At 70.9% G+C, this 16999-nt stretch carries 16 protein-coding genes; 8 read left to right on the top strand and 8 right to left on the bottom strand.

All coding sequences use genetic code 11. The features are described from left to right. Nucleotides 1-84: 84 nt before the first annotated feature. Entirely contained in the window at nt 85-2238 is a 2154-nt protein-coding gene (locus ASF20_RS20440; protein WP_056277440.1) for a S9 family peptidase, read from the bottom strand. A gap of 453 nt (nt 2239-2691) precedes the next feature. On the opposite strand from ASF20_RS20440, the gene ASF20_RS20435 reads away from it, so the two are divergent. Together ASF20_RS20435 and ASF20_RS20430 are read left to right on the top strand one after the other, a co-directional pair. After that, nucleotides 2692-3126 (top strand): MucR family transcriptional regulator, encoded by a 435-nt coding sequence (locus ASF20_RS20435; protein ID WP_056211977.1) that lies wholly within the window; start codon nt 2692-2694, stop codon nt 3124-3126. Nucleotides 3127-3436: 310 nt separating this feature from the next. After that, nucleotides 3437-4243 carry a DUF6456 domain-containing protein gene (locus tag ASF20_RS20430; protein WP_244476512.1) on the top strand — a complete coding sequence of 269 codons (807 nt, stop codon included), beginning with the start codon at nt 3437-3439 and terminating at the stop codon, nt 4241-4243. Nucleotides 4244-4264: 21 nt separating this feature from the next. On the opposite strand, the gene ASF20_RS20425 is transcribed toward ASF20_RS20430, so the two are convergent. The 3 genes from ASF20_RS20425 to ASF20_RS20415 all read right to left on the bottom strand — a co-directional run bounded on the left by ASF20_RS20425 (nt 4265) and on the right by ASF20_RS20415 (nt 6950). Next, nucleotides 4265-4690, bottom strand: a complete 426-nt coding sequence (locus tag ASF20_RS20425) for a SufE family protein (protein ID WP_056211975.1) — start codon at nt 4688-4690, stop codon at nt 4265-4267. Between the two features lie 69 nt (nt 4691-4759). Continuing rightward, complete coding sequence (locus ASF20_RS20420; RefSeq protein WP_056211972.1) at nt 4760-5800, bottom strand: PAS domain S-box protein; 1041 nt, start codon at nt 5798-5800, stop codon at nt 4760-4762. 145 nt (nt 5801-5945) lie between these two features. After that, entirely contained in the window at nt 5946-6950 is a 1005-nt protein-coding gene (locus tag ASF20_RS20415; RefSeq protein ID WP_056211971.1) for a D-glycerate dehydrogenase, read from the bottom strand. A gap of 276 nt (nt 6951-7226) precedes the next feature. Between ASF20_RS20415 and ASF20_RS20410 the strand changes: the two genes are divergently transcribed. Beyond that, complete coding sequence (locus ASF20_RS20410) at nt 7227-7784, top strand: SH3 domain-containing protein (protein ID WP_056211969.1); 558 nt, start codon at nt 7227-7229, stop codon at nt 7782-7784. A 27-nt stretch (nt 7785-7811) separates the two neighbouring features. Here ASF20_RS20410 and ASF20_RS20405 read toward each other — a convergent pair whose 3' ends face one another. Continuing rightward, the gene (locus tag ASF20_RS20405; RefSeq protein WP_056277437.1) at nt 7812-8228 is read right to left on the bottom strand and encodes a cupin domain-containing protein; all 417 of its coding nucleotides are present in this window, start codon (nt 8226-8228) and stop codon (nt 7812-7814) included. A gap of 122 nt (nt 8229-8350) precedes the next feature. Continuing rightward, the gene (locus ASF20_RS20400) at nt 8351-9739 is read right to left on the bottom strand and encodes a GGDEF domain-containing protein (protein ID WP_200927250.1); all 1389 of its coding nucleotides are present in this window, start codon (nt 9737-9739) and stop codon (nt 8351-8353) included. A gap of 967 nt (nt 9740-10706) precedes the next feature. On the opposite strand from ASF20_RS20400, the gene ASF20_RS20395 reads away from it, so the two are divergent. The 3 genes from ASF20_RS20395 to ASF20_RS20385 are packed head-to-tail and all read left to right on the top strand — an operon-like array spanning nt 10707 to nt 13856. Then, a complete protein-coding gene (locus ASF20_RS20395) occupies nt 10707-11429 on the top strand; it encodes a hypothetical protein (protein WP_056211963.1) in 723 nt (240 codons plus the stop codon). Continuing rightward, nucleotides 11374-12654, top strand: a complete 1281-nt coding sequence (locus ASF20_RS20390) for a terminase family protein (RefSeq protein WP_056211960.1) — start codon at nt 11374-11376, stop codon at nt 12652-12654. Before ASF20_RS20395 ends, ASF20_RS20390 begins: the two co-directional genes overlap by 56 nt. A 35-nt stretch (nt 12655-12689) precedes the next feature. Beyond that, nucleotides 12690-13856, top strand: coding sequence for a phage portal protein (locus ASF20_RS20385; protein ID WP_056211958.1), 1167 nt, complete (start codon nt 12690-12692; stop codon nt 13854-13856). Nucleotides 13857-13924: 68 nt separating this feature from the next. Here ASF20_RS20385 and ASF20_RS20380 read toward each other — a convergent pair whose 3' ends face one another. Then, nucleotides 13925-14371 carry a type II toxin-antitoxin system VapC family toxin gene (locus ASF20_RS20380; RefSeq protein ID WP_056277432.1) on the bottom strand — a complete coding sequence of 149 codons (447 nt, stop codon included), beginning with the start codon at nt 14369-14371 and terminating at the stop codon, nt 13925-13927. Then, a complete protein-coding gene (locus ASF20_RS20375; protein WP_348271554.1) occupies nt 14368-14697 on the bottom strand; it encodes a prevent-host-death protein in 330 nt (109 codons plus the stop codon). The genes ASF20_RS20380 and ASF20_RS20375 overlap by 4 nt, the downstream gene beginning before the upstream one ends. A gap of 186 nt (nt 14698-14883) precedes the next feature. Between ASF20_RS20375 and ASF20_RS20370 the strand changes: the two genes are divergently transcribed. Both ASF20_RS20370 and ASF20_RS20365 read left to right on the top strand, forming a co-directional pair. Beyond that, nucleotides 14884-15450, top strand: a complete 567-nt coding sequence (locus ASF20_RS20370) for an HK97 family phage prohead protease (protein WP_056277429.1) — start codon at nt 14884-14886, stop codon at nt 15448-15450. A 140-nt stretch (nt 15451-15590) separates the two neighbouring features. After that, complete coding sequence (locus tag ASF20_RS20365) at nt 15591-16799, top strand: phage major capsid protein (RefSeq protein WP_244476514.1); 1209 nt, start codon at nt 15591-15593, stop codon at nt 16797-16799. The last annotated feature ends 200 nt before the right edge of the window (nt 16800-16999 follow it).

Here is a 16999-nt window from a genome sequence, read left to right as displayed (position 1 = left end):
TAAAGTTGCGCGGTTCGAAGCAATTCGGGGCGGGATTTCGTCCCGCCCCTCGATCTGGCTCGACCCTTCGCCCGCGTACGCCTCTCAGGCCCTGCCGACGGCCAGCAGGGCGAAGGCCTGGATCAGGCCGACCTCCTCCAGGCGATCGAAGCGCCCGGCGGCGCCCCCATGCCCCGCCTCCATGTTGATGCGCAGGAGGATCGGGCCACCGCCCGTCATGGTCGCCCGCAGGCGCGCGACCCACTTCGCCGGCTCCCAGTAGGTCACGCGCGGGTCGGTCAGGCCACCGAGCGCCAGGATCGCCGGATAGGCCTTGGCCGCCACGTTGTCATAGGGCGAGTAGGCCAGGATCGTCTCGAAGGCCGCGAGGCTCTCGCGCGGGTTTCCCCATTCCGGCCATTCGGGCGGCGTCAGCGGCAGTTCACCATCGAGCATGGTGTTCAGCACGTCGACGAAGGGCACGTCGGCCACGATGCCGGCAAACAGCTCCGGCGCGAGGTTGGCGACCGCCCCCATCAGCATGCCGCCGGCCGAGCCGCCATGGGCCACGATGCGGCCCTGGGCGGTATAATCGGCTTCGATCAGAGCGCGGGCACAGGCAACGAAATCCGAGAAGGTGTTGGGCTTCTTCTCGCGCTTGCCATCGAGGTACCAGCGCCAGCCCTTCTCGGTCCCGCCACGCACGTGGGCGATGGCGTAGACGAAGCCGCGGTCGACCAGCGACAGCAGGTTGGTGCGGAAGGCGGCCGGCATCAGCGTCCCGTAGGAGCCGTAGCCGTAGAGTAGCAGCGGGGCGGTACCGTCGAGCGGGCAATCGCGCCGGTGTAGCAGCGAGATCGGCACGGTCTCGCCGTCCGCCGCCGTGGCGAACAGGCGCCGGGTGACGTAGTCCGCCGGGTTGTGGCCGCTGGGCACGGTCTGACGCTTGCGCAACTGCCGGGCCCGGGTGACGCAGTCGTAATCGTAGGTCTCCGCCGGCGTCGTCATCGACGAGTAGGTGAAGCGGATCACCGCCGTCTCGAACTCGTGCCCCGGCTGCAGGCCGAGGGAATAGGCCTCCTCGGCGAAGGCCACCACGTGCTCGTTGCCCTTGGTGTCGCGCACGACGATCCGCGGGCGTGCATTCTCGATCTCGAGGCGCACGAGATGATCGGCGATCACGTGCTGGTGACGGATCATCACGCCGGGACGGTGGGCGATGACGTCGGTCCAGTTCTCGCGACCGGGAGCCTCCACCCGGGCGGTGACGATCTTGAAGTCCTCGGCTCCGTCGGCATTCGTGAGGATGAAGAGGTGGTTGGCCCAGTTCTCGACCGAGTAGATCAGCAGCGGCTCGCGCGGCTGCACCACGGTGAGCGTACCCTCCCCCGTCCGACGGTCGAGGAAATGAACCTCGGACGTTTCGTGGTCGCTGGCCGTCACCACCACGTAGTCGCCCGATTGCGTCTCGTCGATATGGACGAAGAAGCCGGAATCGGCCTCCTCGTAGACGAGGGTATCGGCGTCCTGCGCGGTGCCGAGGCGATGGCGCATCACTCGCGCGGGCCGGTGGTTGTCGTCGACGGCGACGTAGAAGAAGGCTTGGGAATCGGCGGTCCAGACCACCTCCCCGGTGGTCGCCTCGACGCGGTCCGTCAGCTCCGAGCCCGTCTCCAAATCACGCACCCGGATGCTGTGCAGTTCCGAGCCCTTGGTGTCGGCGCTCCAGGCGAGCAACCGGTGGTCATCGGAATGGACCGCTGCGGCGATCTCGAAGAAGGTCAGCCCTTCACCTTCGCGATCACCATCGATGAGGATGACCTCCCCCTCTTCCGGCCCCCCATCGGCCGCCGTCTCGGCGCCCTGCCCGGGGATCACCACGACGGTGCGCGGCCGCCGACACACAAGCGGATACTGTCCGCCCTCGCGATGGCGGGTGTAGTAGGCATAGGGGCCGTCAGGCTCGGGCACGCTGCTGTCGTCCTCCCGGATCCGAGCACGCATCTCGGCGACGAGGGTTTTGCGCAGCGCAGTGGTGTTCGCGAGCGCGGCGTCCGAATAGGCGTTCTCACCCGCCAGATGCTCCCGGATATCGGCGGGCAGGGCCGCCGGATCCTTAAGGACATCCCGCCAGTTTTCAGCCTTCAGCCAAGCATAGTCGTCGCGGATCACATGGCCGTGGACTTCGTAGGTGTGCGGGCGCACTTCCGCGACCGGAGCGGTGGCTGAAACCGAAAGGCTTGTTGATTGGGAGGCCATCGCAAAAAATCCTGGCGCAGGGTCGAGACACGGAGACGCGTCGCTCCATATTGCCGTGCCATGTGGCGCGAGCGTGAGCTGCAAGCAAGCGCGTGGGGAGTGCGGGACATGGAACGAGGGATGCGGCCGCTCCTGCGGCAATCTGTCCGACGGTCTCTCGGGGGCTCATGCTCGGACGCCTGGATGAAGATCCTGAGAATTCGGCAAGGTTGAAATATTGTTCGCAACAGTTGCTTGACGTTATCGAACTGCGCACGCCCGTCTTGCGATGTCATTGAGAATAGCATATCAAGAAATCGTAGCGGGCGAAGTTGCTGCGCATTCTATAGCGCGTGCAGGACAGACGGTGACGCCGCGGGTTCGATCCGCGGAACGAGCGAGCATCGGCGCAAAGGCGGTCGAGTTGCTTGCGTACCCTATTCACTGCATCGCGTCAGGAGAGCTCTTCCGATTATGACCGACATCGAACACTCCGCGGATTATGTCGAACTGACCGTCGACATCGTTTCGGCTTACGTAAGCAACAACCCGGTGCCTCCCGGCGAACTGGCTCAGTTGATCACGCGCATTCATGGGGCGCTGACCCAGATTGCCAGCGGCCAGATCGAGGCCAAGACGCCTGCCGCGCCGCTTCAGCCCGCAATCTCCGTGAAGAAGTCGGTGACGGCCGATCACATCATCTGTCTCGAAGACGGACGGACCTTCAAGTCGTTGAAGCGCCACCTGCGCGCCAAGTACGACATGAGCCCCGAGCAATACCGCGCCAAGTGGGGGCTGCCGCCTGACTACCCGATGGTTGCTCCGAACTACGCCAAGGCGCGTTCGGACCTCGCGAAGGCGATCGGTCTCGGACAGACCCGCAGCGGGAACTACGACGAAGCGGCTTGATGCTGCGACCACTCCGGAGCACCCGTGGTCTCCGGAGCCCGTCTCCATTGGCGAAAAGGCCTCGATCGCGTCGCGACCGGCCCCAACCACCCCGAACCGGGACGGGCTGACGAGCGGTCGGCAAAATGGCCGTCAAGACTTGAACTAGGATATTTTTCCCGTACTGTCGGCGTTCTGGCGCGTGCCGCCGCTGTCCTGAGTATTGGAACAAACCATGAACATTGATCGGACTGCCCCGTCGATCGCTGCCGTGCGTCCGGCTCGGGAGTATGGCGCCCGCCCTCTGCACGCCCGTTGCGGGAACGAGGTGTTGAGCCCCAATGCCCGGCGTCTTCTCAACGCCCTCGCGCAGGAAGGCGCTTACGCGCTGCCCGATCCCACCGAGACCGAGGAATGGATCGTCCGGGAGGGCGGCACCGGCATCTCCGTCGGCGGCGGTCGCTTCGGGCGAAGCGCGGGCGCCGAATTGCTGGCCCGGGATCTCGCGGAATGCGGCTCGGGACGCCGGGCCCGCCTGACGATCAGCCCGGCCGGACGGGCGCGGTTGCGCCGGGAAGCGGCCGGCCCGCAGACACCCTATCTCGCCCAGCATCTCGACCTCGTGAGCAGCCTTGTCGCGCCGGACCGGCCGGTCCGCGATGCTTCCGAGAGCCCCCTGGCCTGGATGGCGCGGCGGCGGGATCGCGACGGCACGCCTCTCATCGACGCAGCCTGCTTCGAGGCGGGGGAACGCCTGCGCCGGGACCTGACCGGAGCCGCGCTGATGCCGCGGATGGGTCAGGATTGGAGCGGCGTAAAGGTCGATGGATCAGGTCCGCGGGATCCGGCCGCCGGCTCCGACGCGATGCTGGCCGCACGCCAGCGGGTCCGGGCGGCCCTCGATGCCGTCGGCAGCGACCTGTCCGGCCTGCTGATCGACCTGTGCGGCTTCCTCAAGGGCCTGGAGCGGATCGAGGCGGAGCGACGCTGGCCGGCCCGCTCGGCGAAGGTGGTGGCGCGGATCGCCCTGGCGCGCCTGGCCGAACATTATGGGCTGGAGCGCGCGGCGGTCGGGCCGGACCGTGCCCGGCTGCGCCTGTGGCGGGAAGCCTCGGTGCAAGCGGCGCGGCGGGGCTGATCGGTTCTTGGCGGGGACCGTTCAGGCGGCTGTCAGGCGGATCGCATCCCGGTGGATGCGCTCCGCCATGGCCCGGACGCCGTTGGAACGCTTCGAGGTCAGATGGGCCCCGAGCCCGATCTCCTTGAAGGTCTGGAAGACGTCGACCTTGGCGATGTCCTCCGGCGCCTTGCCGTCATGAAGGGCCATGACGAGGGCGATCAACCCCTTGGTGATCACCGAATCGCTGGTCCCCCGCAGGTGCAGGCGGGGCGGGGTCTCGGCGCGATCGATATGGGCGTCGACCCAGACTTGGCTCTCGCAGCCATGGACCCGGTTCTCCTCGGTCAGCAACTCCTCCGGGAACGGCGGCAGGGCACGCCCGAGTTCGATCAGATACTCGTAGCGGTCCGGGCCCTCATCGAGGATGCCGAAATTGTCGATGATCGTCGCAATATCTGGAAGCATGGGTGGGGGAACGGCTCCTGTGCGGCGGCACCCCTGCGCATATAGTCCATGCCGGCGCCAATGCGATCCTCAGGACGGCTGCGCCAGGACCTCGGGGAGTTGCAGCGCCAGGGGTTCGGCGGCCGTACCGATGCCCCGAACAGCGATCTCGGCCTGCGAAGCATAGGCGGCGATCAGGCGAGGGCCGAGATTCGGCACCTCGAGCTTGCCGGGGGCGGCGCCCTCTCCTGCTCCGGAGACGATGCTGAGGCGCACGGGACCGCCCGCCGCAGCGTCGATCTGGATCGCGATGGTGCAAGCGACCGTCTCGGCGGTGGTGTCGAGGCATTCCGACACAACCTCGGCGACGATCATCCCGAGGGCGTTGGCGGTGCGCGGCTCGACGAGGCTGGTGCCATGACCGCCGACGGTGACTCCGATGCGCCCCGCCCGGCGCAACTGGCCAAGGCCGGAGGCGAGCCGGTGCAGGTAGTCGCGCAGGTCGATGGAGGCGATGTGGGGTGCCTCGTGAAGGTGCTGCTGCACGAGGGCGATGGCGCGGACCCGTTGACCGAGCGCCTCGAAGCTGCCTCGGCAGGGGGCCGGCGCGGCACGGCCGTAGAGACCGATCAGGCTGACCATCACCTGGAGGTTGTTGCGCACCCGATGGTAGACCTCGGCGAGGAGCGCCTCCTTCTCCACCAGCGCGCGCTCGGAATGCTCCTCGGCATGCTTGCGGTCGGTGATGTCGAAGCAGGTGCCGAGAAATCCGACGAAATCGCCGTTCTCGCGCAAGGGCTTGGCGGTATCGAGCAGCCACCGGTAGGCGCCGTCGTGCCGGCGCAGGCGGAACTCGGACGTGAATGGTTCCTGCGCGGCGAACGCCTTGGCTACGATGGCGGCGTGGCGCTCGAGGTCATCGGGATGGAGGCCGCGACGCCAGCCGTGGCCGAGCTCCTCCTCGACCGAGCGGCCCGTGAAGGCGAGCCAGGATTCGTTGTGATGGACGGCGGCCCCCTGGGGATCGGCACGCCACATCATCAGGGGCACGAAATCGGCGAAACGCCGGAACTCGCCGCACCCCATAACACTCACCGATGCCGCCTCGGTCGACGGTGTGTCCGCGGCCATGATGTCTCGATCCACCCGTTCCAAACACCGGCCCCGTCCGAGCCAGCGCCGGTCAACGTGCCGGGCATGGGCCCGTTCCGATCCTACGTTGTGATGGGGGGCCGCCATCCGCTGCCGGCATGGATACCGCGGGACGGCGGCGCCGTCAGAGCATGCTGGGCAGGATCCGGTCGGGCGGCCGATGCCCGTCCATGAAGGTCTTGATGTTGATGATGACCTTCTCGCCCATGTCGACGCGGCTCTCGTGGGTGGCCGAGCCCATGTGGGGCAGGAGCACGACCTTGCCGGCGCGGGCGAGCTTGACGAGGCGGGGGCTCACCGCCGGCTCCTGCTCGAACACGTCGAGGCCGGCGCCGGAGATGTCGCCGGCCTCGATCAGGCGGGCGAGGGCGGTCTCGTCGATGACCTCGCCGCGGGCGGTGTTCACCACCACGGCCTCGGGCTTGAGGAGCTTGAGGCGGCGGGCCGAGAGCAGGTGGTAGGTGGCCGGCGTGTGCGGACAGTTCACCGACACGATGTCGACGCGGGCCAGCATCTGGTCGAGGGATTCCCAGTAGGTCGCGTCGAGGTCGCGCTCGATCTGCGCGGGAACGCGCCTGCGGTTGTGATAGTGGATCTGCAGGCCGAAGGCCTTGGCCCGGCGGGCCAGGGCCTGGCCGATCCGGCCCATTCCGACGATGCCGAGGCGCTTGCCGGTGATTCGGCGGCCGAGCATCCAGGTCGGCGACCAGCCGGTGGTCCAGGCGTCGTCCGGGATGATCCGGGCGCCCTCGGTGACCCGGCGGGCCACGGCAAGGATCAGCGCCATGGTCATGTCGGCGGTGTCCTCGGTGAGGACGCCGGGGGTGTTGGTGACGGTGATGCCGCGCTCCAGGGCCGCGGCGACGTCGATGTGGTCGACGCCGTTGCCGAAGTTGGCGATCAGCCGCAGGTTCGGGCCGGCCTGGGCGAGGAGTCCCGAATCGATCTCGTCGGTCACCGTCGGGACCAGGACGTCGGCCTCGCGCACGGCCGCCATCAGGGCGTCGGGCGCCATCGGGGCATCGTCGGTGTTGAGTCGGATCTCGAAGAGCTCGCGCATGCGCGCCTCCACGACCTCAGGCAGACGCCGCGTGACGACCACGAGCGGCTTGCGCTTCAACGACGACATGCACCCTCCCCGCGAACGGTGTCGGCCAGCCCCGATCCGACCCGGCCGGTCTCCGGCGCGATCTCCGATGCGGGGGCGACACCACCGGCTTACCGCGCGTTAACCACGCACCGGTCAAGACATTCGAGACGACCGGGCCGACAGCCGGAAGGCCACGACCCCAGGGTCCCCTCGACCCTAGGGCCTCTCTACCAGAGAGGCCGCGGAACACAATGCACGCCGGGGCCGGCCGCCACCCTTCGGCTCGCACCGGACAGCGTGAAGGATCACCGGACGATGCGCGCGCCTGCCCTGCTCCTCACCCTCGCGACCCTGCTGTCGGCCGGCGCCGCCGCGGCCGCCCCGGCGTCGGGGGCCGGCCCCGACGTCGCCCTCGGGCCGGTGACGAAGCTGCCCCTGCCGCGCTACGCCAGTCTGAAGACCGATCGGGTCAACCTGCGCGAGGGCCCCTCGAAGGACCACCGCACCCTCTGGGTGTTCCAGCGGGCCGGCCTGCCCGTCGAGATCGTGGCCGAGTTCGAGACCTGGCGCCGCATCCGCGATTCGGAGGGCACCGAGGGCTGGGTGCTGCACTCGCTGCTCTCGGGCCGGCGCACCTCCATCGTCACCGCCGGCAAGGGGGGCGACAAGGCCCCGGTGCCGCTCTACGCCAAGGCCGAGGAGGCCTCCGGCGAGGAGGCCCGCCTCCAGGCCGGCGTCATCGGCAGCGTCAAGACCTGCACCGGCGCTTGGTGCCGGATCATCGTGGCGCTGCCCCAGCGGCGCGGCGACGTGGACGGCTACATCCGCCAGGACCGGCTCTGGGGCGTCTATCCCAACGAGAAGGTCGAGTAGGCCGCCCCCGTCGGCGACGGGCGCCCCTTACGATTGGCGCATGAAGGTGTCGGGCGTCCCCGTGCCGTCGGTGACGAAGCGGATGTCGCGCGGCTCGCGCCGGGGCGTGTCGACGGAGAGGAACACCATCGGCTGCTCGAGGATCTCGGGGACCGCGTGCACCACCCCGCGCTTGAAGAACACCAGCTTGCCGGGGCCGACCTCCACCGGCGCCTCGTCGCCGAATGTCATCAGGCAGCGCCCGGACAGCACGTAGAGGTACTCGTCGCAGGAGGCGTGGCTGTGCGGCGGCGTCGGATGGTAGACCCGGAACACCCGGGCGCTGGCCGCCGGATCGTCGGTGAAGCGGTGATCCGCCACCATGGTGTCGGAGGTCTCGGGCAGGCGCGCGGCCTCCTCCGCCACGTCGAAGACGCCGTGCGCCGTCAGGCTGTCCGTACTCATCGCATGCGTATCCTTGATTTTGCCGGTTGTCTCGCAGCCCCGGCAGAGTAGCGGGAAACGCTGCCGCCGGGGAGCCGGTCCCGGGCGGCCCCCTCGGGCCCGGAAACCGCGCGCGGCGCGGCTCAGCCCGCCCACCGGATCGTGTTGCGGCCGGCCTCCTTGGCCTCGTACAGGGCGCGATCGGCCCGCCGCGCCAGGTCCTCGTAGCTCTCGCCCGACCGGGCGGCGGCGATTCCCATGCTGAGGCTGAGGGACGCCACCGGCTGGCCGCCCAAGGCCAGCGGTGCGTTCTCCACGGCCGCCCGGACGCGCTCGCCGACGCCCCTGGCGAGGTCGAGATCGCTGTGGGGCAGGAGGATCATGAACTCGTCGCCGCCGAGCCGGCCGACCCGGTCCCCGGCGCGGACATGCGACGACACCAGGGCGGCGAAGTGCCGGAGCGCCTGGTCGCCGGCCTGGTGGCCCCAGCGGTCGTTGATCTGCTTGAAATGATCGAAATCCACGGCGATCAGGCTCAGGGAACCCGGCGCCTCCGCGCGCAGCCAGCGCCGGGCCTCGGCCTCGAAGCCCCGGCGATTGAGGGTCCCGGTCAGGGCGTCGGTGATCGCCGAGGCGGTCATCTCCTGGCCGTGCGCGGCCAGGGCCGCGGTGAGGCGGGCCCGGGCGGTCACCTCGGCGGCGACCGGCAGGCAGGTCACGAGCGTCACGGCCAGGAAGGCCTGGAAAGCCTGGGCCTGCGTCGCCGCGTCGGCGGCGATCAGGATCATCGGCCCGCGCCCCTGCATCGTGGCGATCCCCCCGATGACCGCGACCAGCATCACGGCAGCCTCCACGCCGAGGCGTCCGACCCGGAACGTGACGAGCATCAGCGGAGGAAAGATCGCGAAGAGCAGGGGCCGCGTCGCCAGGAAGAAGACGCCGTAGGCGACGAGGCCCACCAGGACCAGCAGCGCGGCCGAAAGGCCTCGTTCGCGCCAGGTCTTCCGGGCGAAGCCGTCCACGAAGTCGCCCCGGACGACCGTGGAGAGGAAGGGTGTGAAGACCAGGAGGCCGAGGCCGTCGCTGGCGACCCAGGTGGCGAAAGCCTTGGGCAAGGGTTCGCCGTACAGGGCGAAGGCCGTCAGGCTGCCGGGAACGGCGCTCACCGCGGGCGCCACCAGGCCCGCCACCAGGATGAAGCGCAGGACGGCGCCCGTCGTGTGCAGGATGCCCTCCCGCTCGCCCGATCGCCGCAGGAGGGAGACGGCCAAGCCGACCTCGATGAGATTGGCGAGGCCGTAGAGGATCGCTCCCGCAGAGGCCCCCCGGGTGATCAGGTTGGCGGCGACGCCGGCCACGAAGCCCGCGCTCAGCACCGCGCCCCAGCGCGGCCGCTCCTGCGCGAGCAGGAGGGCCACGAGGATCGCGTTGGCCGGCCAGATGGTGGCGATGTCGCGTCCGTTGCTCGTCAGATGGATCGTCAAAGCGGCGGCTGCGAAGTACGAGATCGCCGCGAGGAACCAGATCCCCACGATCGGATGCCCAATCAGTCTGACTAAGTCTCTGATGATCATGCCTAAATCTAAGTCTTGTCAGATTGATTATTAGTTAAATCCGATAAAACTCGACTAAAGGCTGAATCCATGACTGTAGTTGCATCGTGGATCTGCGTATCAACCCGGATCATCCCGGAGCGTCGCGGTTTGCCGGCGAGGCCGGCGGTCGCGGCTCTGCGGGCCGCCACGGCCGATCACCCGGCCTTTTAGACCCTGCGCAAGCCGCCCCGATCGCGTGCGCGAATCCGGATCGGCGCGTCCACCGCCCGGTGCAGGGTCGGCCTGCGCCGGTGCTTCATGCACGCCCCCTCTCCGGGAGATGGGCTTGTCCGGGCACGACGCAGGCGGGCGCGCATGATGTCCTGTTCCCTCCGATGCGTCGTCGCGCATCGCTGTCCACTCGGAAGTCTTCCGATCATCTTGTTGGGCGAGCAGGATGATTCGTCTTAACAAAGGACTGATGACGAAATTGTGATTTCGTCTTGGATGATGCCATTCAGGTCTTTTCGGGGGGCCTCGAAACGTCGGCGTCCCACCAATGCCCTCCTTTCGATCATGTCCGTTTGCCGGCACGGATCGCTCGCCGGACGCCGCGGTGACGTCCGCGCGTCTCGATGTCCGGGCGGCGACGAAGCTCAGGATCGAACCAATCCGGCCGCTTCAACGCCTGATCCTGAGGGAACATCCGGTCGTTGCCGGCCGAGACCGGAATGAAGCGTGGGACGTCCCGCCGCGCGATGCCCGGGACCGGGAAGCGCCGGGCGGTTCCATCGACCCGGGATCGGGTCGTAATCGGGTGTCTGCCCTCTTCGCGCCCGGCAGAATCCCACCATCGCGCGACGATGAATAAAGTCCATGAATGGGATTTTATGTTTGACAGCGCGACGCTCCTGGGGTATCAACAGGGCACGCTCAGGAAGTGTGAGTGGCACGGGAGACGGCGATGGCGAAGCTCGTGCCGATCGTCGCCTCGATCCGGGGGGCCGTCGAGGCGGCCATGCGGGACACCACGCGCCCCGTCACCGCCATCGCGGCGGAGACCGGGGTGCGGGTCACCACCATCCGGACCTGGAACAAGCGCTTCGGCTGGCGCCCCGCGGCGGCGACGGCCTCCACGGCCTTCACCCCCGCGCGCTGGAAGCCGGCGCGGCGGGCGGCGGTGGCCCGGCTCTACCGCGAGGACTGGATCGATATCGGCGACCTCGCCCAGGCCCTGGGCGTCGCCCGGCACCGGGCCGAGGCCCTGTTCGCCCAGTGCGGCCTGGAGGGGCGCCGGCCCGGCGAGGTCGGGCGCGCCCTGGGGCTGGACGCCGATCCCCGCCGGATGCGGGCAGCGCTCCGGGCGCAGATCGCCCGGCAGATCCTGCATTTCGACGCGGCCCTGAACGGGGCGGCGGGCGCTCCGGCCTTCGACAGCGCCCGGGTCCTGCGGGATCTCGGCGGCCTGAAGCGCCTTCTCGACGAGACGACCGACGACGGGGCGGGGGGAAGCGATGGGGCAGGCTCCGGCGACCACGACGCGACCGCCCGCGACGGGGCGGGTGACGACCTGCCCGCCCTGCGCGCGGAGATCGCGCGGCGCGCTGCGGCACTCGGCGGCGAGCGGGCGGATGCCGGCCCTGCTGGCGAGCCTGCCGCCGCCCCTGATCCGGGCCCTGGCGACTGACTGGCTGCTGGCGGCGCGGGACGACCAGCTTCCGCCCTGCCCGGCCCTGCCGGACTGGACCACCTGGGCGGTGATCGGCGGGCGCGGGGCGGGCAAGACCCGCACCGGGGCCGAGTGGGTCCGCGCCCTGGCCCTGGGCGACCCGGCCTTCACCGCCCGGCCGGTGGGGCGGATCGCCCTCGTGGGCGAGACCTTCGCGGACGTGCGCGACGTCATGGTGGAGGGGCCCTCCGGCCTCCTCGGCCTGGCCGGGCAACGGCCGCGCTGGTCGCCCTCCCGCCGGCGCCTCGACTGGGACAACGGCGCGGTCGGCCTCGCCTTCTCGGCCGAGGAGCCGGATTCCCTGCGCGGGCCCCAGTTCGGCGCGGCCTGGTCGGACGAGATCGCCAAGTGGCGCTACGCCGAAGCCGCCTGGGACATGATCCAGTTCGGCCTGCGCCTGGGGCACCGCCCGCGGGGCCTCGTCACCACCACGCCCCGGCCGATCCCGCTGCTGCGGCGGATCCTCGCCGACCCGCGCACCGTGGTCAGCCGGGCGCGCACCGCCGACAACGCGGCGAACCTCGCCCCGGCCTTCCTCGAGGCGGTGGTGGGCCGCTACGCCGGCACCCGGCTGGGGCGCCAGGAGCTCGACGGCGAGCTGATCGCGGACCGGGCCGACGCCCTCTGGAGCCGCGACCGCCTGGAGGCGGCCCGCGTCCCGGCGGCGCCGGAGGCCCTGCGCCGCATCGTCGTGGCGGTGGACCCGCCGGCCTCCTCGAAGGCCGGGGCGGATGCCTGCGGGATCGTCGCCGCCGGCCTCGACGCCGCCGGCCACGCCTACGTGCTGGCCGACGCCACCTTGGGCCGGGCCGCCCCCGAGGCCTGGGCCGCGACGGCGCTGGCGCTCTACCACCGTCTCGCGGCCGACAGCCTCGTGGTCGAGGTCAACCAGGGAGGCGAGATGGCCACCGCCGTCCTGCACCAGGTCGACGCCGCCGTGCCGGTGACCCCCGTGCGGGCGACGCGCGGCAAGTACCTGCGGGCCGAGCCGGTCTCGATGCTCTACGCACAGGGCCGCGTCCACCATGTCGGCGCCCTGCCGGCGCTGGAGGACGAGCTCTGCGACTTCGGGCCGGACGGCCTGTCCTCCGGCGCCTCGCCGGACCGCCTCGACGCCCTGGTCTGGGCCCTGACGCATCTCCTCCTGCGCAGCGGCCCCGAGCCGCGCATCCGGCGGCTCTGACGCCCCGTCCACACCGACGCTTCCGCGAGGCCCCGATGGCGAACCTCCTCTCCCGGCTCGTGCGCCGCGCCGCGCCCGCGGCCCCCGACAGCAAGGCGGCGCCCCTCGCGGGCCTCGGCGTCGCCTTCTACGGCGAGGGCCCGGCCTCCTGGACGCCGCGGGACATCGGGGCGCTGGCCCGCGCGGGCTTCCAGAGGAACGCCATCGTGCACCGGGCCGTGCGGCTGGTGGCCGAGGCCGCCGCCGCCCTGCCCCTCGGGCTGGCGGGGACGTCCGCCGCCGGGCCGCACCCTCTGGCGGCGCTGCTGGCCCGGCCGAACCCGCGCCAGGGCGGCGCGGCCCTGCTCGAATCGCTCTACGGGCACCTGATGGTCTCCGGCAACGCCTACCTCCAGGCCACGGGCCTCGACGGCGTGCCCCGCGAGCTCCACGCCCTGCGGCCCGACCGGATGCGGGTGGTGCCCGGCCCCGACGGCTGGCCGGCGGCCTACGACTACGCGGTGGGCGGCCGCACCCTGCGCTTCGACCAGGGCGCGGACGGCGTGGCCCCGATCCTCCACCTCACCCTGTTCCACCCCACCGACGACCATTACGGCCTCTCCCCGATGGAGGCGGCGGCGGTGGCCCTCGACATCCACAACGCGGCGGGGGCCTGGAACAAGGCGCTCCTCGACAACGCCGCCCGGCCCTCCGGCGCCCTGGTCTTCGCCACCGCCGCCGGCTCCACCTTGAGCGACGCGCAGTTCACCCGGCTCAAGGGCGAGCTCGAGGCGAACTACCAGGGCGCCGGCAATGCCGGGCGGCCCCTGCTGCTGGAGGGCGGGCTCGACTGGAAGCCCCTGGCGCTCTCGCCCAAGGACATGGATTTCGTCGAGGCCAAGAGCGGGGCCGCTCGCGAGATCGCCCTCGCCTTCGGGGTGCCGCCCCTGCTGCTGGGCCTGCCCGGCGACAACACCCACGCCAACTACGCCGAGGCCAACCGCGCCTTCTACCGCCAGACCGTGATCCCCCTGGTGCGCCGCACCGCCGAGGCCCTGGCCCACTGGCTGGAGCCGGCCTTCGGCCCCGCCCGCCTGGAGCCCGACCTCGACGCCATCGAGGCCCTGGCCCCCGAGCGCGAGAGCCTGTGGCGCCGGGTCCAGGCCGCCGACTTCCTCACCGAGGCAGAGAAGCGCGAGGCGGTGGGCTACGGGCCGCGCTGAGGTCGGACGGTCCGCCGGCCCGAGCCCGCCGGCCCAAGCCCGCCGGCCCAAGCCGCAGATCCCGTGTCTCAGGTCCCGTCCAAAGCCGGAGGGTTCGTCTCGGACTGGCCGGCCGGCCGCACCTGCGCCGACCCGGAACAGCGGACGAACGCCACGGGATAAGCCGGAACGTGCCGATCCTCGGAGACGAAGACGGCGCCTTCGGCGTTTGCCTGGGCGATGAGCAGGTGATCCCACGGATCCCCGTGGTGGCGCGGAAGGTCACCGAGGGCCAGCAGATGCGCCGGGGCGATCCCGATGATGTCGAAGCCCTGGTCCCGCACTGCGTCGAGGATCCTGTCGAGGTCGGCCTTCAGCTTTCCGACCCGCACCTTCACCTGGATCTCCCAGAGGGACGCGACCGAGACAAGCACGTCGTTGGCGGGGTCCGCGATCATGTCCTGGGCGGCCTGGCCGAGTCTCGGGTCCGCGAGCAGCCACCAGAGCAGGGCGTGCGTATCGAGAAGAAGCCTCATTCCCCCCCGCTTTCCGAATTCGCGCCCTCCAAATCTTCGCCCTCCAAATCTCCGCCCACCAGATCTTCGCCCTCCATGGCGGCCAGCAGCTCAGGAGGCAGGACATCGAAATCCGGTGCCATCTCGATCTGCCCGCGCAGGGTGCCGGGCCGGCGCAGACGGGACGGTGGGGGCGGCTGCACGATCGCGATCACCTCGTTGTGGGCGGTCACCGCGAAGGATGCGCCGTGGCGCACCTGCCGCATGAAGCCGGCGAAGTTGCCGCGAAACTCGCGCACGCCGACCTTTCGCGGCGGCTCTGGTGAAGCCTCGTCGTCCTGGGCCATGACCCGCCTCCATTGTGCACACACGATGTGTACACAGCGGAAAGAAGCGGTCAACGCGAACCACCCGGTCCGTCGCACCGGTGCTCACCACCGCCCCCCGTCCCCTCGCAGGGTCCTGCTCGCGGCGGCTCGAAGGATAGGCCGGAGCCGGCCGTCTCCCTCTCAAACCACGCGGCGGAGTTTCCCATGGACGGCCATTTCACCGGCTATGCCAGCCTGTTCGGCGTGCCCGATCTTGGGCGCGACGTGGTGGCGCCGGGCGCCTTCGGGCAGAGCCTCGCGACGCGGGGCGTCGCGGGGGTGCGGATGCTCTGGCAGCACGATCCGGCCGAGCCGGTGGGGCGCTGGCTCGCCCTGCGCGAGGATGCCCGCGGTCTGCGGGTGGCGGGCCAGCTCAACCTCGCGGTTCAGCGCGCCCGCGAGCTCGACGCGCTGCTCGGCGCGGGCGGCCTCGACGGGCTCTCGATCGGGTTCCGCACGGTGCGGGCGCAGCCCCAGCGCGGCGGCCTGCGCCGGCTCGAGGCGATCGACCTCTGGGAGATCTCCCTGGTCACCTTTCCGCTCCAGGCGGGCGCGCGGATCGCCGCCCCGGCCCAGGCGGGCCTCGCCCCGGCTCGGGCCGCCGCCCTGGCGCAGGACATCCGGGCTCTCGCCCACCGCATGGCGCCGCCCCGGCGCGCGGCTTCCCCCTCCACCCGGCCCGGGCCCCGGCCCGCCGCCATCCTGCCCGCCCGCTCCGCGAGGTTCGCATGACCGTCCCCGTCCCGTTCGAGACCCACGCCGCCGCCCCGCGCGCGCCCGAGATGAAGGGCGCCTGGCCGCCCCTGGAGGACAAGGCCGCGGGCCGTGCCTCGAACGATCCGGCCCCGTCCGACCCGGCGGTGGGCACCGCCATGGCCGAGCTCGCCCGCGCCTTCGAGGCGTTCAAGGAGACCAACGACGCGCGCCTGGCCGCCATCGAGGGCCGCGCTCCGGGCGACGTGCTCACCGAGGAGAAGCTCGCCCGCATCGACGCCGCCCTCGATACGGCGCGCACCCGCCTCGACCGCCTCACCCTCGACGGCCGCCGCCCGCCCTTGGGAAGTGGCGCGCCCCTGGGCCAGGGCGGGCCGGCGCCGCGCGACGGGGCCAGCCTCGAGCACAAGGCGGCCTTCGACCTCTACGTCCGGTCCGGCGAGAGCGGCGGCCTCAAGCGGCTCGAGGCGAAGGCCCTCTCGGCGGGGTCCGGCCCAGATGGCGGCTACCTCGTGCCGGCCGAGGTCGAGCGCATGGTGCTGACGCGCCTCGCCGCCCTGTCGCCGATCCGGTCGCTGGCCACGGTCCGGGTCATCTCCGGCGGGCAGTACAAGCGCGCGGTCTCGGTACGCGACGCGGTCTCGGGCTGGGTCGCCGAGACGGCGCCGCGACCGCAGACCGACTCGCCGGTCCTGTCCGAGCTGACCTTCCCGGCCATGGAGCTCTACGCCATGCCGGCGGCGACGCAGACGCTCCTCGACGACGCCGTCGTGGACATCGATGCCTGGCTCGCCGACGAGGTCGAATCGGCCTTCGCCGAGCAGGAGGGCACCGCCTTCGTCACCGGCAACGGGGTCAGCCGCCCGCGCGGCTTCCTGACCTACGAGCTCGTGGCGAACACCGCCTGGGTGCCGGGCAAGATCGGAACCGTCGCGACGGGCGTGTCGGGCGGCTTCGCGGCCGCGAACCCGTCCGACGTGCTGTTCGATCTCGTCTACGCCCTGCGGGCGGGCTACCGCCAGAACGCCACCTTCGTGATGAACCGGCGCCTGCAGAGCACGATCCGCAAGTTCAAGGACGCCGACGGCAACTACCTGTGGCAGCCTCCCCTGGCCGCCGACCGCGCGGCCACCCTCCTGGGCTTCCCCGTGGCCGAGGCGGAGGCGATGCCCAACGCGGGCGCCAACAGCCTCTCCCTCGCCTTCGGCGATTTCCGCCGCGGCTACCTCGTGGTGGACCGCGCCGGCCTGCGGGTGCTGCGCGACCCCTACTCGGCCAAGCCCTACGTGCTGTTCTACACCACCAAGCGTGTCGGCGGCGGCGTCCAGGACTTCGACGCCATCAAGCTCCTGTCCTTCGGGGCGTGAGCCCGACACCCCCGGGCCCCCCGGGCCCGGGGGTGTCCGCTCCGAAGAGCGGGATCAATCTCTGGCTCGGGCCCGAGACCCAGCGTGACGGCGGGACCGGCAGGCTTCAGGAACCCCATCCGTGCGGCTCTCCCGCGAATGGCAGTGATCCGATGGCAGACCGTCCCGATGGCGCGGACGCCCTGACCGTCATGATCTCG

The organism is Methylobacterium sp. Leaf88, from assembly GCF_001422795.1.
Lineage (GTDB): Bacteria > Pseudomonadota > Alphaproteobacteria > Rhizobiales > Beijerinckiaceae > Methylobacterium.
This window is presented reverse-complemented; position numbering and strand designations above follow the sequence as displayed.

Excerpts from the sequence above, each read along its gene's own strand:
- ASF20_RS20390 (WP_056211960.1), top strand. The coding sequence starts at position 11,374 with ATGCCGGCCCTGCTGGCGAGCCTGCCGCCGCCCCTGATCCGGGCCCTG.
- ASF20_RS20375 (WP_348271554.1), bottom strand. The coding sequence starts at position 14,697 with ATGGCCCAGGACGACGAGGCTTCACCAGAGCCGCCGCGAAAGGTCGGC.
- ASF20_RS20395 (WP_056211963.1), top strand. The coding sequence starts at position 10,707 with ATGGCGAAGCTCGTGCCGATCGTCGCCTCGATCCGGGGGGCCGTCGAG.
- ASF20_RS20440 (WP_056277440.1), bottom strand. The coding sequence starts at position 2,238 with ATGGCCTCCCAATCAACAAGCCTTTCGGTTTCAGCCACCGCTCCGGTC.
- ASF20_RS20425 (WP_056211975.1), bottom strand. The coding sequence starts at position 4,690 with ATGCTTCCAGATATTGCGACGATCATCGACAATTTCGGCATCCTCGAT.
- ASF20_RS20385 (WP_056211958.1), top strand. The coding sequence starts at position 12,690 with ATGGCGAACCTCCTCTCCCGGCTCGTGCGCCGCGCCGCGCCCGCGGCC.
- ASF20_RS20415 (WP_056211971.1), bottom strand. The coding sequence starts at position 6,950 with ATGTCGTCGTTGAAGCGCAAGCCGCTCGTGGTCGTCACGCGGCGTCTG.
- ASF20_RS20420 (WP_056211972.1), bottom strand. The coding sequence starts at position 5,800 with ATGGCCGCGGACACACCGTCGACCGAGGCGGCATCGGTGAGTGTTATG.
- ASF20_RS20380 (WP_056277432.1), bottom strand. The coding sequence starts at position 14,371 with ATGAGGCTTCTTCTCGATACGCACGCCCTGCTCTGGTGGCTGCTCGCG.
- ASF20_RS20370 (WP_056277429.1), top strand. The coding sequence starts at position 14,884 with ATGGACGGCCATTTCACCGGCTATGCCAGCCTGTTCGGCGTGCCCGAT.
- ASF20_RS20365 (WP_244476514.1), top strand. The coding sequence starts at position 15,591 with ATGGCCGAGCTCGCCCGCGCCTTCGAGGCGTTCAAGGAGACCAACGAC.
- ASF20_RS20405 (WP_056277437.1), bottom strand. The coding sequence starts at position 8,228 with ATGAGTACGGACAGCCTGACGGCGCACGGCGTCTTCGACGTGGCGGAG.
- ASF20_RS20435 (WP_056211977.1), top strand. The coding sequence starts at position 2,692 with ATGACCGACATCGAACACTCCGCGGATTATGTCGAACTGACCGTCGAC.
- ASF20_RS20410 (WP_056211969.1), top strand. The coding sequence starts at position 7,227 with ATGCGCGCGCCTGCCCTGCTCCTCACCCTCGCGACCCTGCTGTCGGCC.